15 protein-coding genes and 1 pseudogene are annotated in these 15,014 nt (G+C 62.0%); 3 read left to right on the forward strand and 13 right to left on the reverse strand.

The window, feature by feature from the left end:
• Positions 1-335: 335 nt before the first annotated feature.
• From Q8O29_RS16805 to imuA, 4 genes and pseudogenes are all read right to left on the reverse strand, one after another.
• Positions 336-2,760: pseudogene (locus Q8O29_RS16805) on the reverse strand (error-prone DNA polymerase); the annotation flags it as partial.
• Positions 2,706-3,371, reverse strand: coding sequence for a hypothetical protein (locus tag Q8O29_RS16810; protein WP_305564852.1), 666 nt, complete (start codon positions 3,369-3,371; stop codon positions 2,706-2,708). The gene Q8O29_RS16810 and the pseudogene Q8O29_RS16805, both read right to left, overlap by 55 nt.
• Positions 3,372-3,374: 3 nt before the next feature.
• Positions 3,375-3,875, reverse strand: coding sequence for a hypothetical protein (locus tag Q8O29_RS16815; RefSeq protein ID WP_305564853.1), 501 nt, complete (start codon positions 3,873-3,875; stop codon positions 3,375-3,377).
• A 49-nt stretch (positions 3,876-3,924) separates the two neighbouring features.
• Positions 3,925-4,845 carry a translesion DNA synthesis-associated protein ImuA gene (imuA, locus tag Q8O29_RS16820; protein ID WP_305564855.1) on the reverse strand — a complete coding sequence of 307 codons (921 nt, stop codon included), beginning with the start codon at positions 4,843-4,845 and terminating at the stop codon, positions 3,925-3,927.
• Between the two features lie 200 nt (positions 4,846-5,045).
• Between imuA and Q8O29_RS16825 the strand changes: the two genes are divergently transcribed.
• Positions 5,046-5,459, forward strand: coding sequence for a hypothetical protein (locus Q8O29_RS16825; protein WP_305564857.1), 414 nt, complete (start codon positions 5,046-5,048; stop codon positions 5,457-5,459).
• A 6-nt stretch (positions 5,460-5,465) separates the two neighbouring features.
• Here the strand turns inward: Q8O29_RS16825 and Q8O29_RS16830 are convergent, their stop codons facing one another.
• From Q8O29_RS16830 to ygiD, 9 genes are all read right to left on the reverse strand, one after another.
• Positions 5,466-5,987 (reverse strand): disulfide bond formation protein B, encoded by a 522-nt coding sequence (locus Q8O29_RS16830; protein ID WP_305564859.1) that lies wholly within the window; start codon positions 5,985-5,987, stop codon positions 5,466-5,468.
• A gap of 174 nt (positions 5,988-6,161) precedes the next feature.
• On the reverse strand, positions 6,162-6,434 hold the full coding sequence (locus Q8O29_RS16835; protein WP_305564861.1) for a hypothetical protein: 273 nt from the start codon (positions 6,432-6,434) through the stop codon (positions 6,162-6,164).
• A gap of 158 nt (positions 6,435-6,592) precedes the next feature.
• Positions 6,593-7,687 carry a sulfate/molybdate ABC transporter ATP-binding protein gene (locus tag Q8O29_RS16840; protein WP_305564863.1) on the reverse strand — a complete coding sequence of 365 codons (1,095 nt, stop codon included), beginning with the start codon at positions 7,685-7,687 and terminating at the stop codon, positions 6,593-6,595.
• Between the two features lie 77 nt (positions 7,688-7,764).
• Positions 7,765-8,685, reverse strand: a complete 921-nt coding sequence (gene cysW, locus Q8O29_RS16845; RefSeq protein WP_305564865.1) for a sulfate ABC transporter permease subunit CysW — start codon at positions 8,683-8,685, stop codon at positions 7,765-7,767.
• Complete coding sequence (gene cysT / locus Q8O29_RS16850) at positions 8,682-9,560, reverse strand: sulfate ABC transporter permease subunit CysT (RefSeq protein WP_305564867.1); 879 nt, start codon at positions 9,558-9,560, stop codon at positions 8,682-8,684. Before cysT ends, cysW begins: the two co-directional genes overlap by 4 nt.
• A gap of 3 nt (positions 9,561-9,563) precedes the next feature.
• Entirely contained in the window at positions 9,564-10,556 is a 993-nt protein-coding gene (locus Q8O29_RS16855) for a sulfate ABC transporter substrate-binding protein (RefSeq protein ID WP_305564869.1), read from the reverse strand.
• Positions 10,553-11,152, reverse strand: coding sequence for an alpha/beta hydrolase (locus Q8O29_RS16860; RefSeq protein ID WP_305564871.1), 600 nt, complete (start codon positions 11,150-11,152; stop codon positions 10,553-10,555). The genes Q8O29_RS16855 and Q8O29_RS16860 overlap by 4 nt, the downstream gene beginning before the upstream one ends.
• A gap of 267 nt (positions 11,153-11,419) precedes the next feature.
• Positions 11,420-11,788 carry a nuclear transport factor 2 family protein gene (locus tag Q8O29_RS16865; protein WP_305564873.1) on the reverse strand — a complete coding sequence of 123 codons (369 nt, stop codon included), beginning with the start codon at positions 11,786-11,788 and terminating at the stop codon, positions 11,420-11,422.
• Between the two features lie 13 nt (positions 11,789-11,801).
• Entirely contained in the window at positions 11,802-12,656 is an 855-nt protein-coding gene (gene ygiD / locus Q8O29_RS16870; RefSeq protein WP_305564875.1) for a 4,5-DOPA dioxygenase extradiol, read from the reverse strand.
• A 172-nt stretch (positions 12,657-12,828) separates the two neighbouring features.
• On the opposite strand from ygiD, the gene Q8O29_RS16875 reads away from it, so the two are divergent.
• Entirely contained in the window at positions 12,829-14,223 is a 1,395-nt protein-coding gene (locus Q8O29_RS16875) for a polyhydroxyalkanoate depolymerase (protein ID WP_305564877.1), read from the forward strand.
• 17 nt (positions 14,224-14,240) lie between these two features.
• The gene (gene rsxB, locus Q8O29_RS16880) at positions 14,241-14,903 is read left to right on the forward strand and encodes an electron transport complex subunit RsxB (RefSeq protein WP_305564879.1); all 663 of its coding nucleotides are present in this window, start codon (positions 14,241-14,243) and stop codon (positions 14,901-14,903) included.
• Positions 14,904-15,014: the final 111 nt, after the last annotated feature.

Genomic DNA, 15,014 nt, shown 5'->3' on the forward strand with positions numbered 1-15,014 from the left:
AGAGCAAGTTTTGACGTTGTGACGGTTTGAAAGGTTTGCGGCCTTACATCCGGGCTGTTTGTGCAGTTGGTGCTGCTGCCCATGATGGCTATTCGTGGTCGGGGTTCCTATCTCCGGGATGCACTCAAGGTGCTGGCGATTCATCGGATTGCCCCGACTCGGTTTAACCTTCGATCCATCTCTGCGCTTGTTGCATGCTCTCCTTCAACTTGTTTTCTCTGCCCTGGCAATCACAGCCCTGATAATGCATTACTTTTAAGATCCACCTTCCCGTTCGCCCTGAGCTTGTCGAAGGGTTCAATGGCTTCGACAAGCTCAGCCCGAACGGGGTAAACAGGCTCCAGCGTGCAGTCCCAGTGGCTGTGCATCACGTCCACCGCCCTCACCTCCACGCCATGCCGGCGCGCGTCCTGCACCAGTTGCGAGGGCGAATAAAAACCCATCGGTTGTGCGTTGAGCATGGCGGCGAGAAAACACGCCGGTTCGTGGCACTTGAGCCAGCAGCTCACATACACCAGCTTGGCAAAACTGGCGGCATGGCTTTCGGGAAAACCGTAAGCGCCGAAGCCCCGGATCTGGCTGAAAATACGTTCTGAAAACGCCGGGTCGTAACCTTTGTCGATCATGTGGCCCACCAGACGGCCATGGAAATGTTCGACCCCGTCCTTGCGTTTCCAGGCCGCCATGGCGCGGCGCAACTGGTCGGCCTCATCAGCCGTGAAGTCGGCGGCAATCATGGCGATCTGCATGACCTGCTCCTGGAAAATCGGCACGCCCAGGGTGCGGCCCAGCGCTTCTTTGAGCTCGGGGTAGCGGAAGGCGATCTCGCCGCCGCCGCGCACCATCTCGCGGTTTTTCAGATACGGGTGCACCATGCCGCCCTGGATCGGCCCCGGCCGCACGATGGCGACCTGCACCACCAGGTCGTAATAGTTGCGCGGCTGCAAACGCGGCAGCATCGACATCTGCGCACGGCTCTCGATCTGGAACACGCCCACGGTGTCGGCCTCGGAAATCATCTCGTAGGTCGGCCGGTCGTCCGACGCGATCTGGTGCATCTGCAACTGCCCGCCGCAGGTCTGGTCCACCAGGTGCAGGCAGCGTTTGATGGCCGAGAGCATGCCGAGCGCCAGCACATCAACCTTGAGCAGGCCCATCGCGTCGAGGTCGTCCTTGTCCCACTGGATGATGCGGCGCTCTTGCATGGCAGCCGGCTGAATCGGCACCAGCCGGCTCAGCTTGCCCTGGGTCAGCACAAAACCACCGACATGCTGGCTCAGGTGGCGCGGAAAACCGATCAGTTGCAAGGCCAGCGCCAGCCACTGCAAAACTGGGCCGGACTGCGCCTGAAGACCAGCCTCTTCCAGTTTTTGCGTCAATGCCGCGCTGCCGTCAAACCAGAAATGCTCTTTGGCAAACTGCTCGATGATTTCGGGCGTCATACCCAGCGCCTTGCCCACGTCGCGCAGCGCGCTGCGCGGCCGGTAGCTGATGACGGTGGCGGCAAGGGCGGCGCGGTCATGGCCGTATTTGCCGTAGATGTACTGGATGACTTCCTCGCGCCGCTGGTGCTCGAAGTCGACGTCAATGTCGGGCGGTTCGCGCCGCTCGCGGCTGATAAAGCGCTCAAACAGCAGCTTGCTTTCCGCCGGGTTGACGGCCGTCACGCCCAGGCAATAACAGACCATCGAATTGGCCGCCGAGCCACGCCCCTGGCACAGGATTTTTTGCGCATTGGCAAACCGCACGATGTCATGCACGGTGATGAAAAACATCTCGTACTGCAGCTCTTCAATCAGGGCCAGCTCGTAATTGAGCTGGGTCTGAATCTCCGGCGGCACGCCAGCCGGAAACCGGCCCTCGGCACCTTCGGCGGTCAGCCGGCGCAGGCAAACCGAAGGCTTTTCCTCAGGGGCAAGCATGTCGTCCACCGGGTAGCGATACAGATGGCGGATCTCGTCCAGACTGAAGCTGCAGCGTGCCGCCACCACCAGCGTGGCGCGCAGCAGCTCGGCCGGGTAGATGTCGCTCAGACGCATGCGCGGGCGCAAATGCGCCTCGGCGTTGGCTTGCAGTTCAAACCCGCATTTATGCACGGTCCGGCCCAGCTTGATGGCGGTCATCACGTCGTGCAGCGATTTGCGTGAGCGCACATGCATCAGCACGTTGCCGGCGGCCACCAGGCCGATGCCGGTGCGCTGCGCCACCTGCTGCAGTTGCTGCAGCCGCAGCGCATCGTCCAGGCCCTGCAGCAGCTCCACAGCCAGCCAAACATGGGTACCAAACAGGCCGGTAGCCCATACGGCGTGGGCGTGGAGTGCTTCTGTATGGATAGCGCCTGGCAAAGGGCACAGCAGCACCTCACAATCGGCCAGCAGCGCAAAATCGCTCTCGCCCAGAGCAAGGCGGTAGCTGCCCTTGTCGATCACATCACCGGCCTGCCTGGCTGCGGTGATGAACTCACACAGGTTGCCCCAGCCGGCGGCGTTGTGCGGCAACACCACCAGCCGAAAAGGCTGCGGCGCCTGCACCAGGAATTCAGCACCCGGCAGCAGCTTCAGCCCGCATGTTCTGGCTGCTTCATGCGCACGCACCACGCCGGCGACCGAACATTCGTCGGTGATGGCCAGCGCCCGGTAACCCAGCTCGGCGGCGCGCTCGACCAGCTCCTGCATGGGAGGCACCACGCTGGAAACTGAAGTTGCTCAGGGCGTGTAACTCCGCGTAATCGGGAAGCTCGGAAGGTAGAGTGCGCAGCATCGCGTCAGGCAAAAAAACCGTGAAGAAACCAGACCCGCCGCGGCCCGGCCTCGGACCCGTTCAGCGCCAGGCGTTCGCTGTAAATCCACAGCAAGCCGGCCTGCTGGCTGCGGTAGATGAAATAGTCGCGGATGGCGGGCGGCTTGCAAGGCAAACCTAGCATCAACCAGCCGCTGCGGGCCGGCCAGCCGCACCAGCTTGCCCTGGTACAGCGGGCTGTTGCCCGCGACAGCCAATTTCACAGCTTCGGGCAGGAGCCAGCTTGGGTACAGGGCTTCAGTCCTGAAGGCGGGAGATGCCCAATTTTTTAAGCTTTTTTGGCCTCTGGCCCTTTCCGGACGGGCGCTGGCAGCTATCGATTTGAGAGCACCCTGGGCCGGCACCCAGCGCTGCATGTGTTCGGGCCGGTGGTCGGCTGCGGGCTGCCAGGCCTGCACCTGCGCTTCGCCCAGGCGCGCGCTCAGGCGTTCGATCAGCTCAAGCGCACTGTCGCCCTGCTTGCGCTCCGTCATCAAGAGGCTGGCGGTGGCGGCAGCCGCATCGGTCAGCGGCTCGGTCACCAGCGACTGCAGGCTTAAGGCGTGCACCGGCGCCGGCAGCTTGTGCTGCACCAGCTATTCGGCCAGCAGCCGCGCCACATGGCGCAGGTCCTGCGCGGGTTGGGCCGTGCGCACTTCCAGCTCGCCGGTAGGTGGCACATCCCGGCGTTTGTCGAGGTGCCAGGTCAGCCGGAGCGCGTTCAAGCCGCTCTGGCGACCCAGCAGCCAGGCCTGCAGCCGGGCCAGCAGGCGCAGGGCGCCGGCCATCAGCGCGGGGGCGTGGGTGACCAGCGCGTCGAGCTCGATTTTTTCTTCAAGGTGTTCGGGCAGCACCTGCCATTCGTACTCATCGGCCACCGTGCCACACGCGCGGTCCAGCGCTTGCAGCAGTTCCGCGCCAAAGCGCCGGGCCACACCGTCGCGCGGCAGGCGCAGCAGGTCGTCCCAGGTGCGGCAGCCGATGCGTTCGAGCACGCCCAGGTGCGGGCGCGCCGCGCTGAGACTGTGCATGGGCATCTCGGCGACGCGTTGGCGCTGCCCGGCGTCCTGCCCGGCCTTCATGCGCAAGCGTGCCATTGCTATCAAATAAGTAGCGCCTTACGCCCGCTGGATATGGGCAGAGAGCCTACCGGGCTGATTTGACTGAAAAAAAATCAAGCAAACGGCATTCCAGCTGCTGCATCAACCGCGCCAGGCCGCCAAACAGGCGCAGGCTGCCGGTCACGTCCATCAACACGGCTTCGTCGAGCAGCGCCACGCGCGGCGTGAAGCCCAGCGCCATGCTGGCCACCGCGCGCTGCGCGTCTGCCTCGTCCAGCAGCCCTGCACCGGGCTCAGTGGTGATCGAGGTGTGCAATGCGGTCCAGCAGCGCATGGACATTTGCCGGTAAAAAAGTGGCACGGCTTCTTCCCGCTTGAGGCGGGCGCGCTCGCGGCTGGCGGTCAGCAGCGCCGTGAGCCGGGCCGGGCGTGTATCCAGCAACAGCGGCGCGCTCAGTGGCGGGCCGTGCCGCTTGAACACATGCACCCGCAGGTTGCCACCCTCCTGGTTCACGCCTTCAAGCAGCAGGCGCAGCGACGCGGGTGATGATTCCAATTGGGCGCGCGGGGTGCGAAACACAAACAACAGCTTGTTGTGCGCATGCGCGGCAATCTGCAGTCGGCGCAAATGCGCGCTGCGTACATCGGGCAGCCAGGCCAGCACGGCCACCACGTCGGCGCATTGCAGCGCCTCGCGCGTGGCCCAAAGCAGCGCCGGGGCGTCGCCACGGGTGGACTGCACACACAGCAGGCGAAACATGTCGATCTGGCGCGCGCCCAGCGCCGGGCCAAAGGGCTGCCCCGGCGCGCCCGTCAGCACCAGCAACTGGCCCGGTGCCGCTGCCTGCAGGCCGGCCAGCGCCGGCGCCACCAGACCCCACTCGTGCTGGCCGGCCTGCGCTTGCAGCACTTCGACCAACGCGCCCTGCGGCCAGCCGTCACCCGGCAGCACCGCATTGAGCGCGGCGTAACCCGTGTCCAGCGCCTGCAGGCTGCTGCCGCCCAACTCGCCAGCGCGCCAGACACCGGGACCCCATGAAAGCCCCCGCAGGCATGGCGCGCGGTCCGCCGCCCAGGAAGCAGGGTAAGCTGGTGGTGGCAGGTGAAAGATCAGACATGGCAAAGGCGGTTAGACACTGTTGATATGTACAGTGTCACACCTTTTCCAGCGGCGATGGAAAATCAATGTTTTTGGAGTCACACACAATGAAAATTGCGCTCCGGCGGGCTGGCGGCATCGCGGCCTTGTTGCTGGCTGCGGCTTGCTCCAAAGGCCCTGACACGACTGCGGCCTACCCGCCGGCAGGCCCGCCGTCCAATGTCAAGCCAGGTTTCATCAACAAGGTGTGGGAGGTCAACCTGTCCACCGGCGTGGCTCCGGGCATGCTGTACGTGTTTTTGTCCGACGGCACACTGGTGATCACTTCACCCAACAGCAAGGCCGCCTTCGGTGCCTGGACCTACAAGGAAGGCGTGCTCAGGATGGTCGAGGAATCACAGGAATACAAGGTGGACATCCTGAGCCTGAGCCATGATGAGCTGCGGCTCAGGAGCAATCACCCGAAAGGCAGCGTTGAAATCATGCTGATGCCGGCCAGGGTGGCGCCGCTGCCACCCTGAGCCCCATCAACCTGGCTTGCGCCCTGTCGCGCGCGTGGGGACGAGCAACAAGGCCAGCATCACCAGCGCGATGCCGACGAAAAAAAGAAACGACCAGTTGGCAATCGACAGGCCCAGAAAAGTCCAGTCGATCTTGGTGCAGTCGCCGCTGCCCTTGAAAATCATCGGAATCACGCGCTGTAGCGGAAACATCTCGATCATTCCGTAAAAATCGCGGCCGCAAGAGGCTTCTTCGGGTGGATACCACTGGAGCCAACTCTGACGCGCCGCCACAAAGGCGCCAAAGCCAGCTACCAGCAATGTCACCGCCGAGCCCGCCATCAGCAGCCCCTTTTTATTCGCCAACGCCGTGATGCCGGAAATAATCGCCACCAGCATCAGCGCATAACGCTGCACGATGCACATGGGGCAAGGCTCCAGCCCAAGCACATGCTGCAGGTACAGGCCAAAAGCCAGCATGGCGACACAGCCCACGGACACCAGCGCCAGCACGCGGCGCGGTGCGGCTTCGAAATACGTCAACAACATCACGGTCCTTTAAATCTCAATATGGCAATTGTCCGAGTTCGTGAGTTTAGGCGCTGATAAGTTCCCTGCCGACAGGGGAGCCCTCGGCTCGGGCAAGCGCCCGTTGGCGGGCTGAAACAAAAAGTGCCGCCACGGAAAATCCGCGCGGCACCTTGAACCAACACAGGACGGGATTTACTTGGCCGGCGTCACCGTCACAGTGGGCACTTCGATTTTTTTCTCTTCCACCTTGACGGTAGGAACAGCCACGGTTTTTTCGGTTGTACCGACTTTGACGTCCGGTGTCTTGACGTCGTACTTGGGCAGCGTGATGTCACCCTCCTGGGTTTTGGTGACTTCAACTTTAGGCACAGTTATGTTGCCTTCCTGGGTTTTTTTGACGTCGCAAGCGCTTAGGCCCAGTGCACTGACAGAAACAAATGCGACAGCGAGGGTGGTTTTCAGCATGTGGGGACTCCCGGTAAAAAAATTGTTGATCTGAGGAATTAAAAGCCTGATTCACCAGTGAAAGGCCTGTTGAAGCAGCAACTTTGAATAAATTTTCCCTGTGGGTCAGCTCCCGGTTTGTAGGCGTCCTCCTAAGTCCATGTCGGCAGAGTCTTTTTTTATCCCCCTCTAATTCCCTCCCCCGCATCCACAAACACCCGGGCATGGCGCGGGCTCAAGACCAACAGGTCGCCTTCGCGCAAACCCATGTCGCGGTACTGCTGCGACGGGATCTGCGCCTCAATCAACGGGTCGGCCTGGCCGCTGTCTTCGGAGGGAATCAGCTCCAGCCGGGCAATCGGGCCGATCACAATCGCGCGGCTCAGTTGCGCGGCAATGCCTTCGGCGCCGGGTGAATAACGCTGCACGTCGAAATCGTGCGGGCGCACGTAGGCAAAGGCCTTCGCGTTCTGCGCAGCGCTGTGTTCGGGCGAATCGAGACGCATGCCTTCGAGCTGGATCTTGCCTTCATGGGCGCGGCCCTGGAACAGGTTCACATCGCCGAGAAAGCCATACACAAAGGGACTGGCCGGATGGTCCCAGACCTGCTGCGGCGAGCCGATCTGCTCGACTTTGCCCTGGTTCATCAGCACCACGCGGTCGGCGACTTCAAGTGCCTCTTCCTGGTCGTGGGTGACAAAAATGCTGGTGACATGCAGGTCGTCGTGCAGGCGTCGCAGCCAGCGGCGCAACTCCTTGCGCACCTTGGCGTCGAGCGCGCCGAAAGGCTCGTCGAGCAGCAGCACCTTGGGTTCGACCGCCAGCGCGCGTGCCAGCGCAATCCGCTGGCGCTGACCGCCCGAGAGCTGCGACGGGAAACGGTCGGCCAGCCAGTCCAGTTGCACCAGGCCCAACAACTCATGCACTTTTTTCTTGATCTCGGCATCGCTGGGGCGCAAGCCGCGCGGCTTGACCCGCAGGCCGAAAGCAACGTTTTCAAACACCGTCATGTGGCGAAACAGGGCGTAATGCTGGAACACAAAACCAACCTGGCGCTCACGCACATGCACATCGGTCGTGTCTTCGCCGCTGAACAAAATACTTCCCTGGTCGGCCGTTTCCAGCCCGGCGATGATGCGCAGCAAGGTGGTCTTGCCGCAGCCCGAGGGGCCAAGCAGGGCGACCAGTTCGCCCGATTCAATGTCGAGGCTCACGTCAGCCAGTGCCTGGAAGTTGCCGAAGTGTTTGCTGATGTTGCGGATTTCAATACTCATGATTTTTCTTTCTCCCTCTCCCGGTGGGAGAGGGTGGGGGTGAGGGTCTTCGCTGGCTAGAGGGGTAGAGGCTGCCCTCACCCTAGCCCTCTCCCGGAGGGAGAGGGAACAAGACGAGGCCGCTCCGGCGGCAGATCAGCCGCCGACTTTTGCTCTTGCGCAGCGCGCCATTCGGCCACCGACTTGATGAGCAGCGTGACCAGGGCCAGCAAGGCCAGCAGCGAGGCCACCGCAAAAGCAGCCACCGACTGGTATTCGTTGTACAAAATTTCCACATGCAGCGGCAAGGTGTTGGTCTGCCCGCGGATGTGGCCGGACACCACCGACACCGCGCCGAACTCGCCCATGGCGCGCGCATTGGTCAGGATCACGCCATACAGCAGGCCCCATTTGATGTTGGGCAGGGTCACATGCCAGAAGGTCTGCCAGCCGGTGGCGCCCAGCACGATGGCGGCCTGCTCCTCCTCGCTGCCCTGGGCCTGCATCAGCGGGATCAGCTCGCGCGCGATGAAGGGAAAGGTCACGAACACCGTGGCCAGCACAATGCCGGGCACCGCAAAAATCACCTTGATGTCATTGGCCGCCAGCCAGGGCCCGAACCAGCCCTGGGCGCCGAAAACCAGCACATACATCAGGCCAGCCACCACCGGTGAGACCGAAAACGGCAGGTCCACCAGGGTTGTCAAAAACGACTTGCCGCGAAACTCGTATTTGGCAATCGCCCAGGCGGCCGAAACACCGAACACCAGGTTCAGCGGCACGGCAATCGCTGCAGCAATCAGCGTGAGCTGGATGGCCGACCAAGCGTCGGACTCCTTCAAGGCGGCCCAGTACGCGTCAAAGCCCTTGCGCAGTGCTTCGGTGAATACCGCGGCCAGCGGCAGCACCAGAAACAGCAGCACAAAGATCAGCGCGACCGTGATCAGGGTGTAGCGCACCCACGGCGATTCCGTGGTGCCCGCTCTGGCCTTGGCCTTGTTTTGGAGGTTTGCGCTCATGCGGGCGCTCCCGCATTACGCCGCTGCCAGGCCTGCAGGCCGTTGATGACCAGCAGCAGCACAAAAGAAATCACCAGCATCACCACCGCCACGGCGGTGGCACCAGCGTAGTCATACTGCTCCAGCTTGCCGATGATGATCAGCGGCGTGATCTCGGAAATCATGGGCATGTTGCCGGCAATGAAGATCACCGAGCCGTATTCACCGATGGCGCGCGCAAACGCCATCGCAAAACCCGTCAGCAGCGCCGGCGTGATGTGCGGCAGGATCACCTTGGTAAAAATTTGCAGACGTGTCGCACCCAGCGAAGTCGCGGCTTCTTCGAGCTCCTTCTCGGCGTCTTCCAGCACTGGCTGCACCGTGCGCACCACAAACGGCAGGCCGACGAAGATCAATGCGATCACCACGCCGGCCGGCGTGAAGGCCAGCTTGATGCCCAGGGGCTCAATGTATTGGCCGATCCAGCCGTTGCCGGCCAGGATAGCCGTCAGCGAGATGCCGGCCACCGCAGTCGGCAAGGCGAACGGCAAATCCACCAGCGCATCGACGATTTTTTTTCCCGGAAATTTGTAGCGCACCAGCACCCAGGCCACGAGCAGACCGAACACCAGGTTGACGAGCGCAGCGATCAGCGAAGCGCCAAAAGTCAGGCGATAGGACGCCATGACACGCGGCGAGGTCACCGCCGTCACAAACTGCTCCCATGTCAGCGAGAAGGTTTTGAACAGCAGTGCCGACAGCGGAATCAGCACGATGATGCTGAGGTAGAACAGCGTGTAGCCCAGCGTCAGGCCGAAGCCCGGCAGCACCTTCTTCGAGGCACGCCGGACCGGCACGGCGGCAGCAGGCCGCGCCGGAGAAACGATTGCGGCCATGATTTAACGAACGGTGTAGAGCTGGTCGAACTGGCCGCCGTCGTTGAAGTGGACCTTCTGCGCTTCACCGAGCGAGCCGAAATAGTCCTTGACCGTGAACAGTTGCAGCGGCTTGAACTGTGCCGCGTACTTTTTCAGCACGGTTTGCGAACGCGGGCGCAGTGCATGTTTGGCCGCAATCTCCTGGCCTTCGTCCGAATACAGGTAGTTCAGGTAGGCCTTGGCGAGTTCGCCCGTACCCTTCTTTGCCACGGTACGCTCCACCACGGCGATGGGGTTTTCAGCCACGATGCTGGACGAGGGGTAAACCGCATCGACCTTGCCTTCGCCGAATTCGCGGTTCACCGACAGGACTTCCGATTCAAAGGTGATCAGCACATCACCGGTGTTGCGCTGCAGAAAGATGGAAGTCGCGTCGCGGCCGCCCTTGGCCAGGATGGGCACATTTTTATAAAGCTTGCCGACAAATTCTGCGGCCTGCGCATCGCTGCCGCCGCTTTTGCGCACCGAGCCCCAGGCCGCCAGGTAGGCCATGCGGCCGTTGCCGCCGGTCTTGGGGTTGACCACAATCACCTGCACGCCGGGCTTGACGAGGTCGGTCCAGTCCTTGATGCCCTTGGGGTTGCCGTTGCGCACCAGGAACACCATGGTCGAGGTGGTGGGCGACGCGTCATTGGGGAAGCGTTGGGTCCAGTCTTTGGCTACCAGGCCCCTGTCGGCCAGGAAGTCGATGTCGGTGGTGGTGTTCATGGTCACCACGTCGGCGTCCAGGCCGTCGGCCACCGAACGCGCCACCGCGCTGGAGCCCGCATGCGACTGGTCGATCTTGATGTCCTTGCCGGTGGTTTTCTTGTAGTTGGCGATGAAGGCTGCGTTGTAGTCCTTGTAAAACTCGCGCGCCACGTCATACGAGCCGTTGAGCAGGGTCTGGGCGGACGCGAGGCCGCCGGTGGCCAGGGCGATGGTAGCGAGGGCGAGTTTGATTTTGTTGGTCATACAGTTTCCAGGGGAACAGAGGGAGAAGTAAACGAAGAAGAGGAAGAAAGAGGTGAATGCAGGCGGGAGGCGACATTGAGGTCAACGGCCAGCGACTGCAGCAGGGCCACGCCGAGCGGCCATTCGCCATGGCCCGATTCGATGTTGATGTGACCACCGTCCTGGATGCGCACGAACTCGCTGCCCCAGGCCCGCACATAGGCACCGGCCAGGCGCACCGGGCAACAGGGGTCGTTGCTGCTGGCCACCAGCACGCTGCGGTAAGGCAACTTCTGGTAGGGCACGGGCGCGAAGTCGCTCAGGATGGCGCGCCGTTCCGGGTCGGCGGGCGCGACTAGCAAGGCGCCGTGAATCGCGGCGCTGGCTTCGGCCGGCAGGTGCGCAGTGGCGATGCAACCCAGGCTGTGCGCCACGATGATCACCGGTTCGCGCTGCAGCAGGATGGTCTGCGCCAGTGTGGCGACCCACGCCTTGCGCGAAGGCGTGATCCAGTCGTCCTGCTTGACGCGCACCGCAATGTCCAGTCGCCTGGCCCACAGGCTTTGCCAGTGGCCGGGGCCAGAGTCGCGCCAGCCGGGAACGATGATGAAACGCACTTTGCCCGACCCGACCTTCAAAGCCGGGGGGAGTTATTGCTGGATGAGAGGCTTTTCATGGTGACTCCTGTGCATGCATATTCAAAAAATGCATTTTGGGGAGTCATCTTTAAAACTCAAAAGAATATATTGTTCTAAATTTATGCCATACAGCGCATATAACCTGGACACGGGTTGAGTTTGGCGGGATTTATAAGCTAAATAGGCCTGTAGCCCATGCTGGACAGGCGCAGACAGCTCCTGAATTAATAGCAGTCGAGAGAAGTCTCACTCTCCGACCGCCGCCACGGGGTCGTAGAAAAAGCGTTCTTCAACGATTTTTTCGCCTTCCCAACGCTGATGCGCCAGTTCGTCGATGCGCATGGTTTTGCCCGAATGCCGGGTGAACTCAAACACCCAGTGGATCACGACGAAGTCGCCATCGACCAGAAACGATTCAACCGGCAAGGTGCGCATGGCGCGGCAGGCCGCGATCACTGCGAGCTCGTAAGTGACCAGCGTGTCGCGGCCGCGGCGCGGCGGCTGACTGTTTTCCTGCATGCTGGCGTCGGGCGCATAAAACTGCTCGATGGCTTCGACGTAGTGGCCCTGCTCCACCATGGCGATGAAGGCTTGCACGGTTTGGCGGCTTGGCATGGTGTAAAGGTCCTCAGCCCCAGACCACGGATCGCATGGAGATCGATCCGAGCTGGAAATTGGTGTTGAAAAATTGCGGCTGTTCGCCCGGATTCACCGCGCCGGCCGCATACAGCAGCGGCAGGTAGTGCTCATGTGTGGGGTGGGCCATTTTGGCGAGCTGGCCCAGCTTCAGAAAGTTCTGCAATGCGTCCAGGTTGCCCTGCTGCAGGTGGCCGCCCGTTGTCTGGTCGAACTCCAGCGCCCAGTCGTAGGCCTGGTGGCCGGCCGCGCCGCGCTGGGCCTGGCGCAGGTTGTGCACGATGTTGCCGCTGCCGACAATCAACACGCCGCGCTCGCGCAGGGCCTTGAGCTGCCTGGCCAGCGCATAGTGTTCTTCGGGCGCGCGGCTGTAGTCCATGCTGAGCTGCATCACGGGAATGGCAGCATCGGGAAACATCGGTTTGAGCACCGCCCAGGTGCCGTGGTCCAGCCCCCACGTCTCGGTGTCCAGGCCCAGCGGCACTGATGCCCGCTGCCTGACCTGCTGGCTGATGGCGCGCGCGGCGACTGCATCACCGGGCGCGGGGTATTGCTGGTCGAACAATTCCTGCGGAAAACCGCCGAAGTCGTGGATGGTTTTGGGCTGGTCCATCGCCGTCAACCACCAACCCTCGGTCAGCCAGTGTGCCGAAATGCACAAAATCAGCTGCGGCGGCGGGTAGTCGGCGCCGAACCGGGCACCCAGCGCCTGCCAGCTGCGACTGTATTCGTTGTCGCTGATGGCGTTCATGGGGCTGCCGTGCCCGACAAACAAAACCGGCATGCGGTCGGATTTTTTCAGTGAACCCCATGGGTCCTGCGGCGCAGCGCCGGTGATCTCGGTCATAAACAATCCAGTTGCACGGCAAGTTTCCAGTAAGTATCCGCAGAAGGTAAAAAACAAGGGCTGAGGAGCGGCAGAACCCTTGCTTTATTGGTGTTTGCCCTCCATTCAATGATAAGCGTACCTGTTATTATTTGTTGCACTGCAACATATCTCGTTGCCAAAGGTCTCCCGCATGCTTTATCAAGTCTATGAAACCCAGCGCTCCCTGATGGAGCCCTTTGTCGACTTCGCGCAGGCCGCTGCCAAAATCTACAGCAGCCCGAGTTCGCCCTTCGGCCAGAACCCGCTGGCCCAGCGCATCTCGGCCGGCTACAGCCTGATTTACCGGCTGGGCAAGGATTATGAAAAACCAGAGTTCGGCATCACCACGGTGGACGTGGACGGCACCAACATTGCCATCCATGAGCGGATCGAGCTGAACAAGCCATTTTGCGAACTGCGCCGTTTCAAGCGATTCACCGACGACCCGGCCACGCTGACCAAACTCAAGGGCCAGCCCACCGTGCTGATCGTGGCGCCGCTGTCCGGCCACTACGCCACCTTGCTGCGCGACACCGTCAAAACCATGCTCAAGGACCACAAGGTGTATATCACCGACTGGAAAAACGCCCGCATCGTACCGCTGTCTGACGGTTCCTTCTCGCTCGACGACTACGTCAACTATGTGCAGGAGTTCATCGGCCACCTGCAGGGCATCTACGGCAACTGCCACGTCATCAGCGTCTGCCAGCCGACCGTGCCGGTGCTGGCCGCCGTATCACTGATGGCCAGCCGGGGCGAAACCACGCCGCTGTCCATGACCATGATGGGCGGGCCGATCGACGCGCGCAAGTCCCCGACAGCGGTCAACAACTTGGCCATGAACAAGAGCTACGAGTGGTTCGAGAACAATGTGATTTACAAGGTGCCGGGCAACTTCCCCGGCGCCGGCCGCCGCGTCTACCCCGGCTTTCTGCAGCACACCGGCTTCGTCGCGATGAATCCGGACCGCCATGCCAGCAGCCACTACGACTACTTTAAAGATCTGCTCAAGGGCGACGACGCGAGCACCGAGGCGCACACCAAGTTCTACGATGAGTACAACGCCGTGCTGGACATGGACGCCGACTACTACCTGGACACCATCAAGACCGTGTTCCAGGAGTTCAAGCTGGTCAACGGCACCTGGGACGTGAAGTCCATCACTGGCAAGCTTGAGCGCGTACGGCCCGAGGACATCACGACCACGGCCCACTTCACGGTTGAAGGCGAGCTCGACGACATCTCCGGCTCCGGCCAGACGGAAGCGGCCCACGGCCTGTGCCACAACGTGCCCAAGGCACGCCAGAAACACCTGGAAGTCAAAGGGGCGGGGCACTACGGCATCTTCAGCGGGCGCCGCTGGCGCGACATTGTCTACCCCCAGGTCAAGGCCTTCATTCTTGAGCACAATGAGCCTGGAGCCCTCGCCAAACGGGCGAAAACTGCTATCAACATAGTAGCAAAAGTAGCGCCCCGCGCGGCCGCGAAAACGGCTGCAAAAAAGGCCGCTCCGCGCCCCACCCGGAAAACCGCAACCTCGAAATAATCCTGGCTAGCCGCGCCGTGAACCTGCTTGCTGAGCGGATCAACGCCGCGCTGCCGCAAACCCAGTGCACGCGCTGCGGCTACCCGGACTGCGCGACCTACGCGCAGGCTATCAGTGGCGCTGACGCTGACATCAACCAGTGCCCACCGGGCGGCGCCGAAGGCATACGCCGGCTTTCGGCGATCACCGGCCGGCCAGCGCTGCCGCTCAATCCCGACAACGGCAGCGAAGGCCCGCGCCACCTGGCCGTCATCGACGAAGCCTGGTGCATAGGCTGCACGCTGTGCCTGGACGCCTGCCCGACCGACGCCATCGTTGGCAGCAACAAGCTCATGCACACCGTGATAGAGCCGTATTGCACCGGCTGCGAGCTGTGTATTCCGGTCTGCCCGGTCGATTGCATCAGCCTTGAAAACGTCACCGGCGGGCACACCGGATGGGCCGCCTGGTCGCCTGCCGATGCAGCCCAGGCCCGAAATCGCTATGAAATCCATAACATGCGGCGCATGGCGGATGTGGGCCGGAACCAGAAAAGGCTTGAAGAAAAAGCGCAGGCTGTGCTGGCCGACCTGCCGGGGCACTCCCAGCACACCAACCCTCTCGTGCTGGAGCAGAAACGGGCCGTGATTGAGGCTGCTTTGGCTCGCGCCCGCGCCAGGCGCGAGCCGGGAAGCAGCTAAAGAAGCGCTGAATAATTCCATTTCTACTTCATAAATGAAGTAATCAAGGAGCTCACAATCCAATCCCAAGAGACAATGGTGCGCACAGTTTCAGGGTTTTGCTCCAAAGTT

The sequence above is a fragment of the Polaromonas sp. genome, assembly GCF_030689685.1.
In the GTDB taxonomy this organism is placed as follows: Bacteria; Pseudomonadota; Gammaproteobacteria; order Burkholderiales; family Burkholderiaceae_C; genus Polaromonas.